The sequence below is a fragment of the Burkholderia sp. AU39826 genome (assembly GCF_020419965.1).
GTDB classification, from domain to species: domain Bacteria; phylum Pseudomonadota; class Gammaproteobacteria; order Burkholderiales; family Burkholderiaceae; genus Burkholderia; species Burkholderia semiarida.
The window spans coordinates 1-23,244 of sequence record NZ_JAIZQG010000034.1; the positions used below are offsets into that span (position 1 = coordinate 1).

9 protein-coding genes are annotated in these 23,244 nt (G+C 68.6%); 1 reads left to right on the forward strand and 8 read right to left on the reverse strand.

Annotated elements, in window-relative coordinates; translation table 11 throughout:
• The first annotated feature begins 357 nt into the window (after positions 1-357).
• Positions 358-795 carry an ATPase gene (locus tag LGM42_RS31880; protein ID WP_226226106.1) on the forward strand — a complete coding sequence of 146 codons (438 nt, stop codon included), beginning with the start codon at positions 358-360 and terminating at the stop codon, positions 793-795.
• Between the two features lie 119 nt (positions 796-914).
• Here LGM42_RS31880 and LGM42_RS31885 read toward each other — a convergent pair whose 3' ends face one another.
• The 8 genes from LGM42_RS31885 to LGM42_RS31920 form a co-directional block, all read right to left on the reverse strand.
• Positions 915-1,592: a DUF429 domain-containing protein gene (locus tag LGM42_RS31885; protein ID WP_226234312.1), complete on the reverse strand. Its 678-nt coding sequence runs from the start codon at positions 1,590-1,592 to the stop codon at positions 915-917.
• Between the two features lie 9 nt (positions 1,593-1,601).
• Positions 1,602-2,126: an HD domain-containing protein gene (locus LGM42_RS31890; RefSeq protein ID WP_060315638.1), complete on the reverse strand. Its 525-nt coding sequence runs from the start codon at positions 2,124-2,126 to the stop codon at positions 1,602-1,604.
• 122 nt (positions 2,127-2,248) lie between these two features.
• Complete coding sequence (locus LGM42_RS31895; RefSeq protein ID WP_226234313.1) at positions 2,249-5,719, reverse strand: ATP-binding protein; 3,471 nt, start codon at positions 5,717-5,719, stop codon at positions 2,249-2,251.
• 3 nt (positions 5,720-5,722) lie between these two features.
• Positions 5,723-6,973 carry a metallophosphoesterase family protein gene (locus LGM42_RS31900; RefSeq protein WP_226234314.1) on the reverse strand — a complete coding sequence of 417 codons (1,251 nt, stop codon included), beginning with the start codon at positions 6,971-6,973 and terminating at the stop codon, positions 5,723-5,725.
• Positions 6,974-7,433: 460 nt separating this feature from the next.
• Positions 7,434-8,210, reverse strand: a complete 777-nt coding sequence (locus LGM42_RS31905; RefSeq protein ID WP_226234315.1) for a hypothetical protein — start codon at positions 8,208-8,210, stop codon at positions 7,434-7,436.
• Positions 8,211-8,524: 314 nt separating this feature from the next.
• Positions 8,525-12,886: a thioester reductase domain-containing protein gene (locus LGM42_RS31910; RefSeq protein WP_226234316.1), complete on the reverse strand. Its 4,362-nt coding sequence runs from the start codon at positions 12,884-12,886 to the stop codon at positions 8,525-8,527.
• Between the two features lie 57 nt (positions 12,887-12,943).
• Entirely contained in the window at positions 12,944-17,611 is a 4,668-nt protein-coding gene (locus tag LGM42_RS33295) for a condensation domain-containing protein (protein ID WP_226234317.1), read from the reverse strand.
• Positions 17,608-23,217: a type I polyketide synthase gene (locus LGM42_RS31920; RefSeq protein ID WP_226234318.1), complete on the reverse strand. Its 5,610-nt coding sequence runs from the start codon at positions 23,215-23,217 to the stop codon at positions 17,608-17,610. Before LGM42_RS31920 ends, LGM42_RS33295 begins: the two co-directional genes overlap by 4 nt.
• Positions 23,218-23,244 lie beyond the last annotated feature (27 nt).

The following is a 23,244-nucleotide window of genomic DNA, read 5'->3' on the forward strand; positions in this document are numbered from 1 at the left end:
CTTCGTTGCGACCGCGGGGCTCAACTTCCTGCGCCGCCGCGGCTCGCTACCACCGAACCCCAACAGCACCGCTTCCCTCCTCCCGCGCCGCGTTTCCGGTAGCGCGAAAGAGGCGTGATTCTAAGCACCCGCCCCCATCCACGCAAGCTCTTTGTGAAGAAACTTTGAAAAGGCCTCCGCGCGCTGTCGCGCACAGAGGCCTTGGGCTCGACGGGCCGGAAAGGACAACGCGCGCCGCCCTCCAAAGATATGACGAACACCTCTCTTTCCTTCCGTATATAGAAAGAGGCGGAACGGGCAAGGAACCGGGCGCGGTCGAGTATCATGCCGCGACCGAACCACGCACTCATATCGATGATGGACAGCACGACTCAACCCGGCGACACCGACCTTCGCGACGAATATGCAGCCCTGCGCGAGCGTGCGATCCAGCTGGAACAACAAGTCCCGCCGCTTCTGCAACGCATCTCGGACATGTTGCCGCGCATCAGCGGCGAATCCGAACTCGCGGACACGTATCGCGAGCAGCTCGTCGGCGCGCGCAATGCGGCGCTGGTCTCGATCGAAAACTATCAGCAGGCGATTCCATTCCTGCAAACGGCCGACTCGATCATCGAGCAGCTGGACAAGGCGCCCGAGCGCGACGAAGACATCGAGTGGCGGGAGTCGCTGCTGCAACGGCTGGACGAACTGATCGACGTCGCGGTCGTGATGATCGACGATGCGGACAGCTACTTCGAGCACGCCCAAGCCTGCGACCTGTCCAGCGTGCCGAAATCCATCCTCGAGGATTAAGCAGGCTCAGCCGGAATCACGCGGTGCACGAGCTTCACGTCGTGCCCGCCGACAGCCGTTCTCATCCTACGAAACGGCTTCCCCGCGATCGCCGCCTGGCCCGGAACCGCGCGTCGCCGCTACGGCGCATCCAGCACGATCGTCTCGCTCATCATCGGCACGCGGATATAACCGCCCGACGCATCGCCATACGCATGCGCGTTGCCGTCGATCACGTATTGCGCCGTCAACGCGCACAAGGCGGCGTCTCGCGCATCGACGGAACGCAGCGTCGACACATCGATCCCCAGCCGCTCCAGCAATTGCCGACGCTGGTTGCGCTTCTGCTTCGCCGACGCCACGGCCTTGCCCAGCATCGCGCAGGTGATCGCATACGGATAGGTTTCGAAACTCGCGCGCCCGCCCGCGTAGCGCGCGTCGGTCAGTAACGGATAGGCGTGCGCGAGTGCACGGTAGACGCGCTCGCCCATGAACATCCAGTCGAAGAAGCCCGACGTGCTCGCGATGGCCTGCTCCCGCGACGGCGTCGGAAAGCACGAGATCCGTTCGCGCGCGAGCGCCTGTTCGGCCGCGCGGCGGCCGCTCCCCGTCCACCACAGGCTCGGCGCGTCGACGCCGACGGCGATGACATCATGGGCGAGGCACAGTGAAGGCAGCGACTCGGGCGCGACCCGCGCTTCCAGGCAGACGATCGTCGAGCCACGCAGGATCACGAGATCGCACAGCTTCCTGTCGCCGCCGACGTCGACTCCCGCCACCGCGACCGGTTGCCGTGCGGCGGATCGGGCCGATCGCATGCGCGCGCCTCAGTCCGCCGGCCGTGCGGTGTACGCGGCATCGAAGATCGCCTCGAGACCGGGATGAACGCCGCGCATCGGATCGACGACCGACTTCGCCCAGTCGAAGTACGCCTGCTTGCGTTCGAGCGGCCAGTCCGCGGGCGGATGCCGGGCGATGTCGCGCAGGTTGCAGATCTTGTCGGCCAGCTTCACGAGCTTCGCGCGCCGGCTGATGGTGGCGGCGTGCTCGACCTGCAGACGCTTGCGCTCGTCCTTCGGCAGCGACTTGTCGTCGGTGACTTCCATCACGATGTCCGCCACGTCCTTGCCGAACAGCCGCAGTAACTCCTGCTCGGTCGTCTCCGTATCCTCGACCGTGTCGTGCAACACGGCCGCGACGATCACACGCTCGTCCTCGATGCCGGCCTCGTTGGCCAGCACGTCGGCGAGCGCGATCGGATGATTGATGTACGGCGACGCCTCTTCATCCTTGCGTCGCTGATTGCGATGCTTGTCCGCCGCGAACGCAATCGCGGCTACCAGCTTCTTCATATTCTCACCCCTCGTGTGGCCAGACCCGCGACCGTTGAACCGGCCGCGTGCATTTCGGAACCGCTCATACTACCTGTACGCGACGCCCGTTCCCGTGCGCGGGCATTCCGACGCGCCCCGCATCACGCGCCGGCCGGCGCGCGCTGCAACTCGACCACGTTGACGCGCGCGCCGAATACGTCCCTCACGAGCGGCAACAGGTGGTCGTGGTGCGTCAGAAACAGCACCTGGGTGCGCGTCGACAGATCGCGCAGCGCCTCGAGCCCCGCCTTCGCACGCGCATCGTCGAAATTGATGAACAGATCGTCGGCGACGAACGGCAGCGCCGTGCGGCTGCCGAGCTGCAACTCCAGCGCCGCGATCCGCAGCGCGAGGAACAGCTGATCGCGCGTCCCTTCGCTCAGCCCCGCGACCTCGACCGACGTTCCCCGCGTGCGCCGTGCATACAGCGCGGGCGGCGTCCGCTCGGTATCGACGGTCAGCTTCGCGAATTCACCCAGCGTGAGCACGGCGAAAATCTCGCCCGCGCGCCGAAGCATCGGCCCCTGCTTCTGGTCGCGGTAGCGATCCGTCGCCCACTTCAGCAAGCGGCTCGCCGTGGCCGCCTCCAGATACTGTTCGGCCGCGTCGCCCATCGCCGCCAGCGCCTCCTGCCGTTTCGACTCGGCGACGGCCGCGCTCGCCTGGCCGTCGATCGCACCGAACGCCTGGTCGGCCACGACCTGCTGCTGCGCCAACTCGTTCAGCCGCTTGCCGATATCGGCCAGCGACTGCTTCACCGCTTCGAGATGCGCCGGCACGTCGGCAATGTCCTGTTCCGCCACCTCGGCCTCGACGGCGGACCGGGAAAGCCCGTCGCCGTCGCGCACCAGCGCGTCGTGCGCGGCATCGACCGCCTGCCGAAGCTGGCGCTGGCGATCCGAGCGCTCGGCCAGCGGCAGCGCCGCGTCGATCGACGCGACGCCGGCCAGTTGCAGCAGCGGCTGGATGCGCGCGTCGGCGCCCGCCACCGCGGCAGCCGCGTCCGCGACCTTGCCGTCGGCCTGCCGCACGGCCTCGTCGGCACGATCGATCGCACGGGCGATTTCCCTGGCGGCCGCGAGGCGCATCGTCAGCCGGCGCGCCACGTCCAGCCAGTCGCCGCTCGCCAGCCATTCCGGCGCGAGCGCTTCGGCAAGCCGCCGTGCGCCGGCCTCGAGCGCGTTCAGTTCCGCGCGGATCGCGGCAATCCGGTTGCGCGGCGCGTCTGCATCGGCCAGTTCGGCCGTCACCGTGTTCGCAAGCCCGAGCGCACCTTCCGCCGCGGCCAGCGTCGTCGCGCTCGCGGACAGTTTCGCGTCGGCCAGTGCGTCGCGCCATTGCGCTTGCCACGCGTCGTAAGCCGTTTGCGCGTGATCGACCCGCGAACGCGCGGTCGCGCACCCGCGTTCGGCCTCCCGCGCACGATCGTCCAGGCTGTCCTTCTGCGCGGCCGCTTTCTCGGCCGACTGGACGAACGTCTCGGCGACGGCGACGAGCGCGACCGGCCCGTCCGACTCGCCGCCTCGCGATACCTTCGACAGCGCCGCACGCAGCACGGCTTCCGCGCCGGCGCGGGCAGCGCGCATCGTGTCGAATTCACGGCGCTGCCGATCGAGATCGGCCTGTGCGGCGAACACCGCATCGCGCTTCGCGAGCCAGTCGCCCATCGCCGCCAGCGGCATGCCGGGCACCGCGGCCGCCGTCGCGAGCGCGGCCCATGCGTCACGATGCGCGGCGAGCTCGCGCTCGCGTTCGTCCAGCGCGGCCTGCCTGCGTGCAACGCCGGCCCGCGCCGATTCGACCTGCTGGCGCAGCGACTGCAGCGTCGCCGCGGCCTGGGTCGCGCCGAGTTGCGCATCGACGAGCTCGTCGGCAAGGCGCATCGCGTCGTCGAGCGCCGGTGCGCCCGCGGCGAGCTCGACGGCGCCGCTGCGAATATCGCCCCACGCGCCGTCGCGACGCGCACGCGCCGCCAGCACGTCGGCGGTCGTGACGACCTTGTGGTTCTCCGCGAAATGCTTCTCCTGCAGTTCGAGCCGTTCGAGCTCTTCGAGCGCGCCATCCCGCGCGTCGCGCGCGGCAGCAGCCGCGCTGGCACGTTCGCTGTCTTCCTTGAGCAGCGCGCCGAGCCGCGCCGCCGACGGCACGTCGAGCGCACGCAGCGCATCGACCGGCATGCGCCACTGGCCGAGCGCGTCGAGCGCGCCGGCCAGCGTGCGTTCGGCGGCCGCGATTTCATGCGCCAGCGCCTGCTCGCGCGCGCCGCTGTTGCGAAAGCCCTGCGCATCAGCCAGCGCCGCGCGCAACGCCTCCGGCACGTCGACGGTCGACAGGCGCGCTTGTTGTTCCCGCACCTGCGCCAGCTCGCGTGTGCGCTCGTCGAGCGATTCGCGCGCGCCGGCGAGCGCCTGGTGCAGCGCGCCGTGTTCGCGCAGCAGGTTCGCGACGGTCTTCAGCGACAGCGCCGTGGGCAACGCGGCGCGCAGCGACGCTTCGTCCGCCGGCCAGCCGAGCTGCGCGGCCGCCGACAACGCGGTGGACAGGTGCCGCTCGACGTCCGCGCCGAGCAACAGCAGATCCTGCGAGTGATTCGTGCACGCCGAGCGCAGCCGATCGAGCGCCTCGATATCGGCTTCGAGCGCCAGCGTGTCGGCGTCTGCGGCGATCGCATCGCGCGCCTGCCGCTTCGCGAGGAGGTCGGCCCGCCGCTCCTCGAGCACCTTCTGCTCGGCCGCGAGATCGCCCTGCGCCTTCAGCAGATCGGCATACGCGGTCGGCGGCAACTCGATCACCGCGCCCAGTTCGGCCAGCGCCGCATCCTTGACCGTCAGCTCCTTCAGGTACGGCGCGAGCCGCCGCACGCGTTCGAGCTTCGAGCGCAGCGCTTCGAGCCGGCGCTGTTCCGCCCGCGCCCGCTCGATCTGCTGCTCGACCGCTTCGCGCGCTTCCTTGCGATCGACCCAGTCGCGCGTGCGCACCTGGACCGCCTTCAGTTCGGTCACGGCTTCGTTGAATGCGGTTTCGGCCAGCGCAAACACGCTGCCGCTGCGGCGCGGCGCCCACAATTCGAGCGCGCGCGCGTCGAGCTCCTCGCGCACCGGCCCGAGGCTGCCAACGCCGGCAGCCGATTCGAACAGCACCTGGCCGAGCTTGTCCGATGCGTCGAGAATGCTGCGCCCGCCATCGACCAGCCGCCCGTGATCGAGCCCGAACATCTGCTCGAAGAATTCGCGCGTCGCGCCGTCGAGAATCGACGCCAGATAGTCGTCGGGCAGCTTGTCGTCGGCAGGCGTGCGCAACGGACTGCGCCCGCGCGCACGGTGGAACACGAATTCGCCCGCACCGCTCTCCAGCACGCCGCCGATCCGCAGTTCGGGCGTGCTGTGCAGGAAATCGAGCGGCGTCTGCAGCTTCATCCCGAACAGCAACTCGGACACGGCCGTGCGGATCGTCGACTTGCCGGCCTCGTTCGGCCCGACGATCACATGAAAATCCTCGCCGGCCGACGGGAAACGCAGCGTCTCGTCGGTGAACTTGCCGTACTTGATCAGATCGAGCTGGCGGATGCGCATCGCTTACTCCCCCCTCGCCAGCCGCGCGAGCAACGCGGGCCCGACCTGCTCGACCAGCGCCGTCAGTTCGCCCGCGCGCGCCAGCGTCAGCAACGGCACGTCCTCCTTCACGTCGCTGCGGACCTTGCCGACGAACGGCTTCAGGTCGCGTTCGAGCAGCGCGAGGAAATCCGGATCGTGCGCGGCGTCGGCCAGGATCTGCTTCAGGTCCTCCAGCGCTTCGAGCGGCTCGCTTTCGCCCGGCTGCCGATCGGCGGCGGACGTCGCGAGCCGGACCTTCTCCAGCCACAGCCGCTCGTTGCCGATGATGCCGATCTGGTTCAGTACCTCCGCACGCAACTGCGGTGCGCGGCCGAAAAAGAGGCCGTGCGCGGGCGTGCGCCCGGTGACGGTGACGCGCACCGCGCGCGGCACGTGGCCGTCGACCGTCAACAGCGCCTCCAGCGACTGGCCGATCTTTTTCGACAGATCGGCCACCGACAGGCAATCGGACGCATCGACCGACACGGCTTCCCAGCGCAGCACGTCGAGATACAGGCGCTCGACCTGCGTCCTGCCTCGCTCGACCGTCACGAGCACCGCGCCGCGCCGGCCCGTCTCGCGGATATGGCGCCCCTGCAGGTTCCCGGGAAACACGACGGTGGACGGACCCGTCCATTGCTGGAATTCGTGCACGTGGCCGAGCGCCCAGTAGTCGTAACCCTTCGCGTGCAGTTCGGCCAGCGTGCAGGGCGCGTAGTTCGCATGCGCCGCATACCCTTCGAGCGCCGTGTGCAGCACGCCGATGTTGTAGTACCCGGGCACCGGATCCGGATAGCCGATCGCGAGATTGTCAACGACGGCCTTGTCCTTGAAGCTCTGCCCGTGCAGCGCGACGTCGCATTCCGGCAGTGTGAAGGTTTCCGGCTTGCGGTGGCCGAACACGGTGACGTTGTCGGGCAGCGTCAGCTTCTTCGTCATCTCGCTTTCGGCGTCGTGGTTGCCGCCGAGGACGAACGCGCGGATGCCGGCCCTGCGCAGGCGCCCCATCTGCTGGCCGAAGAAGATGCCCGTGTTGTGATCCTTCCAGTCGCCGTCGTACAGGTCGCCCGCGATCACGAGGAACGCGACTTCCTCTTCGATCGCACGATCCACGAGTTGCCGCAGCGCCTCGCGCGACGCGTTGCGCAACTGCGCGGCCGGCGCGTCGGGATACGCGCTCAGGCCGTGCAACGGGCTGTCAAGGTGAATGTCTGCCGCGTGGATGAACTTCACGAAGGTTCCTCTGTTTCATGGCGAAGGGCCGACGCCGCTCGCACGGGCTCGTCCCGTCCATCGTCGTCCCGCCGGCCGCGGGGCCCGCCGCAACACATGCGACACATGCGGCGCGGCGGCCGGACCGGATCATGCCGCCCGTTGCAAGCGGGTCGGGATGGTACCTGAAAGCGGGTCGCGACATGCCGTTCCGCGTCGGTCCGGATGGTGGGCAAGCACGCGATACCGGCGCGAACCGACATTGTGCCGCAGCACGGGCGGACGACGGCAAAACCGCGCGCCGCGGAACGGGCCGCTCACGAAACGGTGGCCGCGCGAGCGTCCGGTAGGGGCGATTGCGCTTCGGAGTGTGTTCCGAGCGAAGCGAAACGGTAACGGCACAGCACGGAACGGGCAGCAGGAAAACTCACGGGATCGCCCGCGGACAGCGCGATGCCCGCGGGCGCCCGGCTACATGCCGTTACTCGCCGCGCGGAACGGGCGGCGGCGCATAGCCGTTGTCGTTGCCGGGAAACGGATTTGCATTGCGGCGCAGTGCGTCCTCGTCGTTTTCCTTCTGCGCGAACAGCGCGACGCCGATCACGCCGACGTTCGCGACATCGCCGTACTTCGCGTTCGCGACATAGCTGTCGGGCACGGCCGCAAAGCGGAACGCGGCGACTTCGTCGCGGCTCTTGCGAAAGCCTTCGATCGTCAGCGTACGGCCCGGATACAGCACGTAGCCGCCGTTCGTATAGCTGCCCGGCCGCCCCGACCGCACATCGAGCCCGTCGACCGTCGACACGACTTCGAACGCGCGGCGCCCCTGGTTGCGCAACACGATCATATAGCGCGAGCCCTCGACGCCCGCCATGTGCCAGCGGCCGTTGCTGCGCGCGAGACGCAACGGCGCGCCCTTCTCGTCGGTAAACGACAGCGCGATGTCGCCGTTCGCGAGCGCGACGCGGGTCGGCAGCCGGCGCACCTGCGACGCGGAAAGATGGCCGGGCAGCGCGTCGTTGTAGTAGACCGACGCGAGATCCGTCGGATTCGCCGGATCCGCGCGTTCGAATTCGACCTGCCGGGTTTCGGATCGCACCGATTCGCCCCACGCGGTACCGAGCCCGCGGCGTTCGCTGGCGTCCGGTGCGGCGGCCGGCGCGGCGGCGCTGGAGGATGGCGCAGACGACGGCGGCGCCGCGCAGGCGGCCAGCCAGAGCGCGCAGGCGAGCGCGAGCAGACGGAACAGGAGGGTCATGACGTGATGCCTCGGAATGTTATCGGACCGCGCCGGGCGGGCCGGAACGGCGTTTTCGTATCGTCTGTCGTCACGGTATCGATCGGACATGCCGGCCCGTGCCGGCCGGCGCCGCCATCGCGGCGGCCGGCTGTCGGGGAGCCCTGCTATTTAAGCATGGCGCGCGGGCAATGGGCAGGGGGTGCCCCGATCCGGGGATGGATCGAATGCAATACTTCCCGGCACCCGCCATTCGACGAGGATCGCTCGTCGCGGCCCGACGGCGCCGGCTTCGGCTCATCGTCTTGCGCCCGGCCGCGCCGGCGAGTCGCCCGTCATGCGGTGACCAGCCTTTCATGCGGGCGCTCGAGAAAACCGTCTTCGTAAAAGTAGTCGAAGAACGTACGCAACCAGTCGTTTGCCGGACGCAGGCTCGATGCGAGCACGTCACCCGCGAGCCGCTTCAGTTGGGTGACGTCGATCGGAAGAATGCGCCCGACCGTCGGATCCGCAACGGGGTTCAATTTTCTGAGGACCGGGATCAGCATCGAAAGCGGATGCGCCGGGTCCTGCCGGACATGTTCCGCCAGCGCCGCGAGCCACGCGTCGTAGCTCATGCGTTCGATCGCGAACCCTTCGTCCTCGATGAAATCGACCAGTGCGTCGAGCGAGTTCCAGCGCGGGTTGATCACATGCACGCCCTGCCCCGCGGCGGTCGGGTCGAGCGACGCACGTACGATGATCCGGCTGACGACGTCGACCGGGAGGATGTTGTCGAACCCGACGTCGCGCGGCGCCTTTCCAAACACGATGATGCCCTTGATCAATCGGCAGAACAGGTCGTCCAGGTTCATCCGCCCGCTCACCGCGTGCCCGACGATCCGCGCCGGACGATATACCGTGACGGGAACGCCGCGCGCGTGCGCCTGCGCGAGCAATTGCTCGGCGACCCATTTGCTCTGTTCGTAGCCGCTCGTCAGGTGTTCGTGGAACGGCACGGCGAGCGTTTCCGGCAACGCGTCCGAATAACGGTCGAGCGTGCCGACGGTGGACACGTAGTGAATCGGCGCCACTCGATGCAGGCTCGCCAGCCTGACGATGTCCTGGGTCGCCAGCACGTTGACCTGCTTCAGCGTCGCGTACGGATAAACGAAGTTGACCAACGCCCCGTTGTGGTAGATCGCGTCGATTTCAGCGGCGAGCGCGTCGAATGCCGCCGCCGACAAACCGAGGTTCGGCTCGGCAAGGTCACCCGGCACGGCGACGATCCGATCGCGGTGCCGCGCTTCCCACAAGCCATGTGACTGCATCGCGGCCTCAATGCGCCGTACGCCCGCCGCTGGCTCGTCGGCGCGAACCAGGCACATCACGCGTGCATCGGTCGTCGCGAGCAGCGTATGAAGCAGGTGCACGCCCAGGAATCCCGTCGCGCCGGTGAGCAGCACCGTGCGATAAGGGCGCCACGAATACGGCTGCCGTGTCTCGATTGCCGGGTCGAGCCGGGCTTCGCCCGGCAAATCGACGATCGCCGTATCGCGACGCACATTGCCGTTCGCGATACTGGCAGCCAGACCGGCGATCGTCGGCGCGGCGAGCAGCGTTTCCATGTCGATCGCATGCTGAAGCCGCTCGCCGATCTGATACAGCATCACGGTTGCCTGCAGCGAATCCCCGCCGAGATCGAAGTAATTGTCGTGAATGCCGATGCGTTGCTGCTTGAGCAACCCGCACCAGATTTCGTGAATCGCCGTTTCCACCATGTCGCGAGGCGCCGCATGGCGATCGTGCTTGCGCACCTCGACGTCGCCGGACAGGAGCCGGACGCGGTCGATCCCTCCTGTCGCGGAACGCGGCAAAGCGGCGAGCGCGACGATCGCGCCGGCCGACAGTGCCGGCACGCCGCGCTGTCCGGCCAGCCGGCGCGCGATGTCCGCGGCGTCGGCCGTCGCGTCCTGATGAAAAAGCGCATAGTCCCATTCTCCGCTTTCGGCGATCCGCTCCACGAGCGCGACCTCGTCGACACCCGCGCGCCGTGCAATGTCGGCTTCGACATCCAGCCAGTCCGCCGTCCATTCTTCGGAGCATGCGCTCCGGTCGGGCAGCCACGTATGACAGCCGCGCTCCGTCCGCCACGCGCCAAGCGTCGTGCGCAGCCAGGTACCGTCGCGCGTGACGGTCAGGCTGCCACGGTCCGGCTTGCCGTTGCGCAACATCAGATCGGGTACCGAATGCCCCGAGACGACGAGCGTACCGAGCGCGTCCGTACCGGCCCGGTTCAGATGGGTGTCGGCGACGAACACCGATTCATCCGCCGACACCACGCCCGATTCGAAGCGATCGAATTCGTCGGCAGATGAAACCGCATGCGGAAGCGACCACGCAGGCCAGCACAATTGCCGGAAGCGTTGCGCGCGGGGCGCGAGCTCGGCGAGTCGCGCGGCGTCCGCACGCGTCAGCGAGCGTGCGTCGGCCATGACCCAGTCGGTGCGAAGCGCGCCGGCCGACAGGGCGGAGGATGCGCGGACGATGTGACGCGTCGCCTCCGGACTCAGGACGATACCGTGCCAGTGCGCATCCGGAGACGCCGCTCGCGGCAGAAACGCGGGATCGCCGGCGCTTGCGAGCTGATGCACCGACAGCCCGGCGCTCAGCGCGCGCAGTACCGCCCACAACGCCGTATGGGACAGCGGCCCCTCGCCCAACGCGACATCGCGCGACGTGCCGCCCGGTAACGTCCGTTCGAACGCGCGCGCGGCTTCGATCAGTTGTGCGTGCGTATAACGGATGACGCGCCAGTCGCCATCGACATCGCGCCGCAGCAACGAACAGGCGCCCTGCCCCGGATCCGAATGATCGTCGCGCGTACCGTCGATTTGCCCGTACATCGGATCGTGTTCGTCGAAGACGTAACACATGACACCGGTCAACGGCGTATGCTGCGCGGTCGTCACGCAGCTTCGCAGCGGTTCCGGCGACCAACCGCCATCGACGACCGCATCGAACGCGGACGACGGCAGGTTCGGGTCGGTCATCACGCAATCGACGCCATACGTCAGCCCGGACAGCAGCAACACCAGCCCGGAGACGGGGTCGTCGCATGCGATCAGCACGCGCTCGCCCGGCCGATAGCCGAAACGCCGCCATTGGCGAACGGCGCGCTGCACGCGATCGGCCATCATTCCATAGGTGACGCCGTGCGCGCCGACCGGCGAATGGCGGGCGTCCAGCCGGGAAAAGGCGATTTGGTCCGGCGCGCGAGCGGCATGCGCGGCAATCCGCGCCGACAACGTCGCGCCGCCGATCGACGCATGTTCGGACGCGTCGGACGCCCTGCCGGCCCCCGTCGACGATCCTGCATCGAGCACGAGATCGCCCACTTTGCGCGGGGTCGCGCCGACCAGCATTTGAAGTAGCCCGCGGTATTGCGCAGCCATGCGCTCAATGAACGCCGCATCGAATCGGGCCGTATCGTAGGTCAACTGGAACGTCAGCGTATCCGTCGGCAATACGACGAGCGCCAATGCGTAACTCGTTTCCTCGACGGCACGCGGGTCGTCGATCCGCCACCCGCAACCCGCGGCGAGCCGATCGAACGCATCGCGGCCCGGGTAATTCTCGAATACGTAGAGCGTGTCGAAGAGCGATTGCTGGCGCGGCACTTCGCTGCATTTCAATACGTCGGTGAGTGCGCTGTGCGCATGCTGTTCCAGCCGTTGCGTATCGGCCTGCAAGCGTCGCAACCAGTCGGCCATATCGAGCTCGCCGTCGAGCATCGCGCGCCACGGAAGCGTGTTGATGAACAAGCCGGCCATGCGTTCGATGCCGTCCACCTCCGCGGCACGCCCCGATACGACGATGCCGCCGACGACGTCGTTGCAGCCGCCGTAGCGCGCGAGCAGCATCGCCCACGCCCCCTGGCACAGCGTATTGAGCGTCACGCGGGCGACGCGGCATGCCCGGCCGGCCGTCTCCATCCATTCGGCCGGCATCGTCTCGACCCGCGTCGAGCGCGTGCGGCGCGCTTCGGCGCCGGCTGCGGCATCGCTTGCCGGCGCCGGAAATACCGACGGCGCGAATCCCGCCGGCGTGCGATAGCCGCGCAACAGATCGCGCCAATAGTCGAGCGAACCGTCGCCATCACGTGTGCGCAGCCACGCAACGTAGTCGCGATAGTCGCGCGCGATCGCTGGAAGCGGCGCGTCGGGGCGTGAATAACGCTGAAAGACCTCGCCGAGCAGCAAGGGCATCGACCAGCCGTCGAGGATCGCGTGGTGATAGGTCCAGAGGAATCGATGCCGCTCGTGACCGAGCTGGATCAGCGTGACGCGCATCAGCGGCGCGACGCTGAAATCGAAGCCGCGCGCACGATCGCTCGCCAGCAACTGTTCGAATCGGTCGGCTTGCTCGTCGGCCGCCCGATCGCGCCAGTCGATCACCTCGAACGGCAATCCGACCGTATGCCGGACGACCTGCAACGGTTGCTCTTCATGCAGGCGAATGAACAAGGTCTTGAGTGTGTCGTGGCGATGCACGACCGTCTCCCACGCGCCGCGGAATCGCTCGAGGTCCAGCGAGCCGTGCAGCACGCAGGAAAATTGCTCGACGTAGACGCCGGAGGCCGGATCGAGTCGCGAATGGTGGAGCATGCCTCGCTGAAGAGGCGTGAGCGGGTAAATCGTGTCGACGTTTCGGGTCATCCTGAATTCCTGTTGCGGTCATGCTCGACGAACGCACGGTATCGCGCGCCGCCTCGTTCAGCGCTCGAGTGCGTCGATTTCATTCAACAGCGCGTCAAGCGCATCCTGATCGACATCGAGTTGAGGAACGTCGTCGGGTGTCAGGCCGCCCACCCCGTCGGCGCTGCAATGACGAATCAGCGTCGTCAGCGCCTCCTCGACGCGGCACATGAGGCAGCCGATGCTTTCGTCGACGCCCGGCACCCCGAAGAAGCCGGCCTCCACGGTCAACCTGCCGCGCGACACGTACGCGACGATGTCCAGCAGGTGCGTGCGCCGCTGGCGCGGGCTGCGGATGCCCGGTGCCGGCTCGGGCGGCCCGCCGTACAACGGCGACGACGGCCCCGACAATTGCTCCAGTTGACCGAGGTAGGTAAACAGGATCGGCGCCCGCGGAAACGACGTCAGTGCCTCGTCGCCAGCCTGCGGCTTCGTGTCGAGATAGCGGAGCACGCCATAGCTCGCGCCCTTGCGCGGCACCTCGCGCAGTCGTGCCTTGACCGACTTGATGAGCCTCGACGGATCCGCGACGGTAGCCGGCGTGTCGATCAGTACCGGATAGATCGACGTGAACCAGCCGACCGTGCGGCTCAGGTCGATCGCGTCGTCGAGTGCGTCCCGGCCGTGCCCCTCGACGTCCACCAGCAGCGCGTCGCAGCCGCTCCATGCATGAAAGCCCGCGTGCAGCGCGGCAATGAGCAGATCGTTGGCGTCGGTTCCATAGGCACGCGGCGCCGTGGTTCGGAACGCGTGCGTCAGATCGGCATCGAGCGTGATCGTGCAACTGAGCGACGATTCCTGATAAGCATGCTGAACGATCGAGGTCAGCCCGTGACGCATCAGCGCGACTCGCTTCGGCCCGGCCAGCACGTCGTGCACCCGTGCGTTCACGCTTCGCCAGTAGCGACGATCGTCGTCGAGCGCATCGCCCTGCGCCAGGGCAAGCCACTGGTCGACCCATGCTTTCACGGAGCTCGTCTTCGGCGGCAACGCCGCCGCCGTGCGGGCACGCAGCCGCAGATAGCAATCGGCCAGATCCTGCAGCAGGATGCTCCAGGACACGCCGTCGATCGCCATGTGATGGACGACGATCAGTAGCCGGCTGCTCGACACGCCGGTGCTTTCGAGCCACCTGACCGCCATGAGCCGGCCGCCCTCGAGGTCGAGGCCGCTCTGCGCCGCGTCGATCGCCGCGCGCCACGTGCGTTCGCAATGCCGGCCGGCCGAGTCGATACACGGAACGATCGCAAAATCGACGGTCTCGGCGCCGCCGTCGCCGGCAAACGCGTGCCGCATCCCGTCGCCGTGCGCGACGAAACGCGAGCGCAGCACGTCGTGATGGCGCACGACGACGCGGAGCGCTTCGGCCATGATGTTCGCGTCGGGCGTCTCCCCGAGCGGAACGAGCAGCGCCTGGTTGAAGTGCGACCGATCGACGTCGACGCGCTCGACGAACCATTGCGCCGCCGGACCGAGCACCGTCTCGCCGTGCACGGGCCCCTGATCGACGTCGAGACCCGGCGTCTCGCGCACCACCGTCGCCAGACCCGCCACGGTCGTATGCAGGAAGATGTCCTGCGGCTTCAAGTACATGCCGTCGAGCGCGGCCCGCGATACGATGACCGCGGCGAGAATCGAATCGCCGCCCAATTCGAAGAAGTCCTGATCGACGCCGACCGAAGGCTGGCCGAGAACGTCGGCCCAGATCGCGGCGAGTTTGCGTTCGATGTCGGTCGACGCGCTACGGTCGCCCCGCTCGCGCGCGCGAGGCGGCGGAAGCACGCTTGCATCGAGTGCGCCGCCCGCGTCGAGCGGCAGCCGGTCGAGCACCATGATCGCGTCAGGGTGCATCGAATCCGGCAACGCATGCTTCAATGCCGAACGAACCGCGTTTTCGAGTGCATGCGCATCCGCGTGGCCATCATCCGCGACGAGATAGGCGACCAGCATTTCCTGTGTGTCCTGAACGACGCACGCGCATGCGACGGCGGCCACGCCGGGGACCGCGGAGATGGCCTGCTCGACCGTGCCGATCGCGATCGGCACGGGCCGGTGATGCGCCACCCGTAGCGAAGGATCCACGCACAGCAGGGCGTCGCCGCGGCGGACGACCGGCACGCCGGTGGGTATCAACATCCGGTCCGGTGGCGCGGTTTCGATTGAAGCTCCCCCAACCGACGCGCGGACGGACGCGCCGTCGAAGAAATGCAGTGTTCCGGCCTGACGATCGTCGGCGAACGTACCGGACGCGCCGAGCGCGAACGCAATGCGCCCCGGATACGACGGCGCCAGCAATTGCCAGCCTGCCGGCCCCGCCGCGAACGCGCACAGCGCCGAACCGGCGTCCGCGCACCGCACCGGGACGAAGTACGCCGCTGTGGGTGCCCGGCTGGTTGCGGCGAACGACGTCAACGGGTGCGGATGCTCGCCGTAAGCCACGAGCGCGCGTGCTCGCCCGATGCCGGCAACATCGGCACGCTGCAACAGAAGCGACGGCAGGATGAGCGACGGGCCGTCCGCGAGCAAGCGGTCGAGTTCGGCGTACGCGAGGTTCGCGACCGCCGGATCGCCGGAAGCAAGCGCTTCGATCGACGCCCGCCCGGACAGTCGCGCCGCGCCGCCGACCGCCACGGCCCGGGCCAGCGCCGCTGCAGACAGCCAGCCATGCGCGCCCTGCGGAACGAGCACCGTTGCGTGGGCGTCGAGATGGAGCAATTGACCGACATAGTCGAGCAGCGGCTCGACCGCCGACGCTTCGCCCGCGGCAACGCCGTCGCCACGCGCGGCGACATCGCGCGCATGCACCACGTCGATCGCGTCGATCTCCCACCCGGACCAGCCGTCGCCACGCCCGCGGCACACGGCGTCTGCCGTGTCGCCCGACACGGTATGGCACGCGCCGACGGCGCGGATGGCGAGCAACGCGACCGCGCGCTCGGCAACACTGCGCATCCGGAGCTCGACGCGTTTGCCGACACCGATCCCGGCGGCATCCAGTTGCGCACGAACGGCGCGAACCGCATCGTGAATCTCGCCGTGGCGGATCGCGCGATCGTCGAATTGCCAGACCACGCGCGATGCATCCTGCGTCATATCGGATTCGGCGCAACCGGCGGGGCCGACGAACGCATCGGCCGCGGCAATGCGGTTTCGCGCATCGTCGACAGGCTCGGCCGCGAGCGCGTACTGGTGCAAAGGACGGCTCGCATCGGCCACCACCTGTCCCACGAGGTGTGCATACTGGCTCGCGAATCGCTCGATCGTTCCGATGTCGAACAGATCCGTATTGAACGTCCAGGCGGTCAGATAGTCGTCGCCGAGATCCTGCACGTTGAGCGTCAGGTCGTGTGTCGCGCCGCGCGTACCGGTGCTCGATGCGGCGAGGCGCTCACGATAGAACGGCGCGCCGCTGCCGCCTTCGGCCGCGAAATCGCCGCGAGCCTGGTTCCAGTTGTACATCACCTGGTAGATTGGCGATCGGCTCGGATCACGCGCCGGACGCAGTGCATCGACCAGCAGCGGAAACGGATAGTCCTGGTGATCGAGCACGCGCAGCATCATGTCGCGCGTGCGTCGCAGCAGCGCGTCGAACGAATCCTCGGGCCGGACTTCGCACGCGAGCACGACCGTGTTCACGAAATGACCGACCACGCATTCGCTGCCCGGCGCATTGCGCCCGGAAGTCGGTGCGCCGATCATCAAGCGCGCCTGCCCGGTATGAAGGTGAAGATGCAATTGATAGACGGCGAGCAGCAGCATGTACGGCGTCACCCGCAGCAGCCTGGCCGTGTCGCGCACCTGATGCGAAAGCGCCGCTCCGAGCGGCCGGTCGTAGACGCGGCCATGCTCGGTTTTGCGCGGCGGGCGCGACCGGTCGGTCGCCAGGCTCAGCACCGGAAATCCGTGTGCCAGCTCGCGCCGCCAGAACGCCGCGAGATGCTCGCCGTCCGCCCCGTCGAGCCGCGCGCGCTCGTGTTCGACACAATCCTTGTACTGCACCGGCAGCGGCGGCAATTTCAGCGGCTCTCCCGCGCAGGCGAGCCGGTAAAGCGCGCGCAGCTCGTTGAGCAGGATCTCGAGCGACCAGAAATCGGCGGCGATGTGGTGAACGTTCAACAGCAGCACCACGCGAATCGCGTCGGCGCCGTCGTGCTCGTTCAGCAGCAGCTTGAGCCGGATCGGCGACTGCGTCAGGTCGAACGGGCGATTCGACTCTTCGTCGATCCACCGGCGGATGGCGGCTTCGTCGGCCACGAACACGCGATCGACCGAGAACTGGGCGCGCGCTTGCGACCCTACCTGCTGACGCGGCTCGCCGTCGATCACGCGGTACGCGGTGCGCAGGATCGGGTGGCGTGCGATCAGATAGTCGACGCAGCGGCGCAGCGTGGATAGGTCGACGTCGTCGTCGAGGCGCGTCGCGTATGTCACGTTGTATGCCGCGCTGTCGGGATTGAGCTGATGCAGCGACCAGAGCGACTTCTGCGCGAACGAAAGCGGGTAGGTGCCCGCCGTCCCCGCAAACTGCTCGAGCAGCGCGATGAGCGTCGCCTTGTGGGTCTTCAGCTCGTCGACGAGCGAAGGTGTCACGGCGCCCTTCGGCGCCTTGTATTGCAGCTTGCCGTCCTGGGTCCACAGCTCGATTCCGCGCCCGGCCAGTTCGTTGATGAATTCGATCGAGCTCACAGCTCTCCTCCTTCCATTTCCACGCCGAACGTCGCTTCTGCGGACACCACGTCGATCCGGTCCACGGCGCGCGGCGGCGATGTGCCATCGAGCGCCCGCGGCTCGCCGCGATCGAGCGTCGCCACGATGGTGCGCACGACGTCGTCGATGGTCGCGCCTTCGAGCAACCGTCCGAACGGGACGTCGACGCCCAGCTCGCCGCGCAATGCATTGCGGAATTCCGCGGCCATCAGCGAATCGAGCCCCAGCTCGATCAGCGGGATATCCGGCGCGATCCGCTCGGTCGACGTATGCAGGGTCGCGGCGATCGCATCGGTCAGGTGTCCGCGCAGCACCTGCATGCGCGCGTCGTCCGGCAACCCCGCGATGCGCTCGCGCAAGTCGGGGCCGGCACCGGCCGGGCGATGCGCCGGCGGCGCCGCCGGCACGAGCGCGGACAACAGCGTCCCCATCGCCCGGCTCGGGCTGCGCTTGATCAACGTATCGACATCCACGCTCCAGATCTGCGTCTGCCCGTCGGGCTCGGCCACCAGCGTGTCGAACAGGCGCAGGGCGACGTCCGGCTCGATCGCCTCGAGGCCGAACGATGCGATGCGGCGCAGTTGCCGCGCGTCGAGCTGATCGACCATCCCGTTGCCGCCCCACAGGCCCCAGTTCATCGTGTGTCCGGGCAGGCCGTCCTGGTTGCGCAACGCCGTCAGCGCGTCCACGTAGGCGTTCGCGGCGGCGTACGCACATTGTCCCGGGGAGCCGATGCAGGCCACGATCGACGAAAACGACACGAAGTGCCGCAGCGGCAGATGCGCGGTCGCGCGATGCAGATTCAACGTTCCCGCGACTTTCGGCGCGAGCACCTTCAATACGTCGGTCATCGGCTGGGTGGCAAGCAGGCCGTCGTCCAGCATGCCCGCCGCATGCAGGACGCCCACGAGCGGATGCGCGGAATCCGCCTCGAGCGCATGGACGAGCGCGTGCACGTCGGCGGCCGCGGCGACGTCGGCCGCCACGAATTCGACGATCGTGCCGTGCACATCGGCGATCGAGGCCAGCCGTGCGCGTTCGCTGTCGGCGGGCAACTGACGGCTGGCCGACACGATCTTGGGCACGCCGTTGCGGATCAACTGCTCGATCACCCGCGTGCCGATCGCACCGCGCCCGCCCGTCACCAGATAGGCGCCGCGCGCGAGCGGTTGCGCCGCGCCGGCGTCGCGTGCGACGAGCCGCGGGACGTATACGGCGTCGCCATGCGACACGAACTGCGTCTCGCCGCTCTGCGCGGCGCCCGCCAGCGCAGCCAGCGCGTTCGCGCACGACGTCGCATCCGGCGCCGGCAGATCGACCGCCAACACCGGCATGTCGCCGCTCTCGTGCATCAGGCTGCGGGCGATGCCCCAGGCGGCCGCCTGAAACGGCGACACGCGCACGTCGATGCCCGGCACGCGCTGCGCCGCCTGGGTCACGATGCATACGGTCGGCGGGCCCTCCGGCCAGCGGGCCGACTGCACTTCGCGCCAGACGTTCGCGAAGCGCCGGTAAGCTGCGCCGACAGCGGCGAGCTCGTCTTCCGATGTCGCATCGTCGATTGACGGCCACGTGTAGAGCAGCACGGTGGGTCGCGCATCCAGGCCTGCGAGCGCCTCGTCGAGCGCGGCGCGAATGCGCCGGGCGCCGTCCTCTCCATCGAACGGGTCGTTGGCCGGCAGCGCCGCGATCGCACATGCGTCGCCAGCGCCTTCACATGCATGCGGCAGCATCGCATCCAGCGCGGAACCGTTGCCGATCAGCACGACGTTCGCGCGTGCGCCGGCCGCTTCATGCGTGAGCGCAAGCGGGCGCCAGACGAGCGTGTTCAGTGCGACAGGCCGCGCGGCCGGTTGAAATCGGCGCGAGTCGACGGCCATCAGCCGCAGTCCGGAGACGACGGCGACGCAGCAGCCCGCGTCGTCGTATAACCAGAGATCCGCGGTGGCCAGGCTTCGCTTCACCCGGGCTCGCACCGCGCACCACGCCGCCCGCACGCCGGCCATCGGCAAGCAGGCGATCCGTTCGATGCCGATCGGCACGAAGGCGGTGTTCAGCTCCGCATCCCACAGCGCGCCCGCGACGGCCTGAAACGCATTGTCGAGCAGCGCCGGATGAACGATGCGGACGAGGTCGTCCGTGCCATCCGGCTCCATGTCGATTCGGACCAGCGCCGCATCGCCGCCTCGCGACAGCGCGCGAATCGAGCGAAACGCGCCGTCATACGCGAGGCCGGTCGCATGCAAGCGCGCGTAGAAGCCGTCGACGGGCAACGCGTCGCGGCATTGCGCGCGCCATGCGTCGAGCGCCGGCACGTCGGTGACGACCTGCGCCGTCCCGATCCGCGCGGCGCATTGCAGCGTCCATTCGGGCTCGGCGACGGCCGTGTCGTGACACGCGTGAATGTCGATCCGCGCGCCTTCGTCGCCCGGCTGTTCGGCACCGGCCGCGTGCACGACGGTGCCGAACGTCACCGCCTTGCCCGGCTCCAGCGTGAGCGCGTGATCGAACGACACCGCGTGCGCGACGAGCCAGCGGCCGGCCGCGGCTGCCGCGTCGGCGCCATCGCGCCGCGATGCGGCATCGAGCAGCGCCTCGACGAACCCTGCCGCCGGGAAAACGAGTTGCCCATGCACCCGATGGCCGCCCAGAAACGGCAGATGCCGATCGGACACCTGGCTCTCGTAGCGACGCGGGTCCGATCCCGGGATCGCGAGGCGCCGGCCCAGCACGCCGCGATCGGCGGCCCGACGCGGGTCGGCCGCGCGCGTCAGCACGTGCGCCCGCTGCGCCGGCTCCCGCGCATTCACCCAGTAACGGGATGCTTCGAGCGGGTACGGCGGCAGCACGCCGCGGCGCGCGGCCTGCCGCATCGGCACACCGGTGCGGGAGCGCTCGTATGCGTGCCAGTCGACACGACGGCCGCACATGTAGACATGGCCCAATGCGCGCAACAACTGCTCGGTCTCGCGCCCGTCGCTGTTCATCGACGGCAGCGCGATCACGTTGTCACGGTCTGCCCGCTCCGCCATGCATGCGGTGACGAGGCTCGAAAGCGTCTTGCCGGGCCCGATCTCGACGAGCGTCGTCACCTTGTCGTCGAGGAGCGCGCCGACACCCGCGCGGAAGGCCACCGTGGCCCGGACGTGCTCGACCCAGTACGCGGGGTCGCACAGGCGCTCGACCTCGAATCGCCCCGTCACGTTGGACACGATCGGAATCGCCGGCGCGCGATACCGCACGGTCGCGGCGACCGCGCCGAATTCGGCCAGCATCGGCTCCATCAGCGGCGAATGGAATGCGCGCGATGCCGCCAGCGCCTTCGTCGCGATGCCGCGCGACGCGAACAGCCGCGCGATCGATTCGATGGCGTCCGGGTCGCCCGACACCAGCACGCTCTCCGGTGCGTTGTCCGCGGCGATCGCGACCCGTCCGGGGTAGTCGCGCACGGCATCGGCGACGTGACGCACGCTGGCGAACACCGCGAGCGCGCGCCCCGGCGCGGTGAGCGTATCCATCAAGCGCCCGCGCGCCGCCACGAGGCGGCAGCCGTCCTCGATCGAGAACACGCCGGCGATGCACGCAGCCGCGTACTCGCCGATGCTGTGGCCCATCACGACGTCGGGCACGACGCCCCAGTGCATCCACAAGCGCGCGAGCGCGACTTCGAGCGCGAACATCGCGGGCTGCGTGTGACGCGTGTCGTCTATCCGGTCCTGATGGTCGCCCCACAGCACGTCCGCGAGCGACAGTTCTCCTTGCGCCTCGATATGACCGTCGCACGCGTCGAATACGTCTCGAAACGGCGCGAAATCCCGATAGAGCTGCCGAGCCATCCCGGCGCGCTGCGCGCCCTGGCCGGTAAACAGGAACGCAAGGCGGTCGCGCGCGCCGCCGGGCTGCCCGCCCAAGACGGCCGTGGCCCGCGCCGCGTCCGACAGCGCATCGAGCAGCGCGTCGCGAGAATCCGCGACGATCGCCACGCGATGTCGATGATTGTCGCGCGCGACGCGCAGCGCGCTGGCGACCGCATCGGGCGCCAACGATGCGTGTGCCCGCACGTGCGCCGCGCAGTCTTCGATCGTCTGCTTCAGCATCGGCGCCGTGTGTGCGGACAACGGCCAGATGTCGTGACGCGCGTGCCCGCCTGGCGCGACGTCCGCATCGGGTTCCGCAGCGCGCGCCTCCTCCCACGCCTCGACGATCAGATGCGCGTTCGTGCCGCTCATGCCGAACGAGCTGATCGCCGCCACGCGCCGGCCCGGTCGCGACGACGGCCATGCCGCATGCTCGGTCGCGACGCGAATGCGGTTGGCATGCCAGTCGACGTGCGCGGTCGGCGTATCGAAATGCAGGTGCCGCGGCAGTTCGCCCTTTTGCAGCGCGCAAACGACCTTCATCAGCCCGGCGACCGCGGCGGCCGACTCGAGGTGCCCGATATTCGTCTTGATGCTGCCGACGTACAGGTCGCCGGTGCGATTCGCATCTCGGCAGTACACGTCCTCGAGCGCACGCAGCTCGATCGGATCGCCGAGCGGCGTGCCGGTGCCGTGCGCCTCGACGTAGTCGACGTCGGCCGGCGAAACGCCGGCGTGCTCGAGCGCCTCGCGGATCACGTCGCGTTGCGCACGGCCGTTCGGTGCCGTCATCCCGTTGCTGCGCCCGTCGTGATTGACGGCGGAGCCGCGGATCACCGCCCGGATCGGCCTGCCCTGCGCGCGCGCATCGGACAGCCGCATCAGCGTGACGACGCCGCAGCCTTCGCCGCGCACGTAGCCGTCGGCGGCCGCGTCGAAGGTCCGGCAGCGACCGCTCGGCGACAGCGCCTGAAGCTCGCTCAGCGCGATCGTCATCTCCGGCGACAGCATCAGGTTGACGCCGCCCGCGAATGCGACATCGGACTCGCGGGTGCGCAGGCTGTGGCACGCCAGATGAACGGCGACGAGCGACGACGAGCACGCGGTGTCGAGATGCAGCGCCGGGCCATGAAATCCGAACAGATAAGAAATGCGTCCGGCCGCGAAGGGCCGCGCGGTCCCGAGCGACGTCTGCGCATAGCTGAGCGCGTCGCCCGACACGCTCTCGCTGACACGCGCGTAGTCGTCGACCGACGAGCCGACGAACACGCCGGTTCGGTACGACGCGATCGTTTCTCGCGAAAAGCCGGCGTCTTCGAGTGCACGCCACGTGCATTCGAGCAGCAGCCGCTGCTGCGGATCGATGTGCGGGGCCTCGCGCTCCGACACGCCGAAGAATCCCGCATCGAAACGATCGACGTCGTCGATGAACCCGCCATGCCTGCTGTAGCTCGTGTCGCGACGGCCCGGCCGCGGATCGTAGACCGCATCGGTCCATCGGTCGGCCGGCACGGGGCCGACGGCGTCGGTGCCGGCCGCGAGCATCGACCAGAGCGCGTCGGCGGAATCCGCGCCGCCGGGCAGGCGGCAGCCCATGCCGACGATGGCGATCGGCTCGTTCATCGCGCTGCGCGCCTGCGCGAGTTCGCGTTGCAGCGCGTCTATCTTCAGCAGCGCCTGCTTCACGGGGGTAAGGGGCGCGGCAGGCGCCCGATTGGACTCGATCATGTGTACAACTCCAGACGTTCGCGGAAC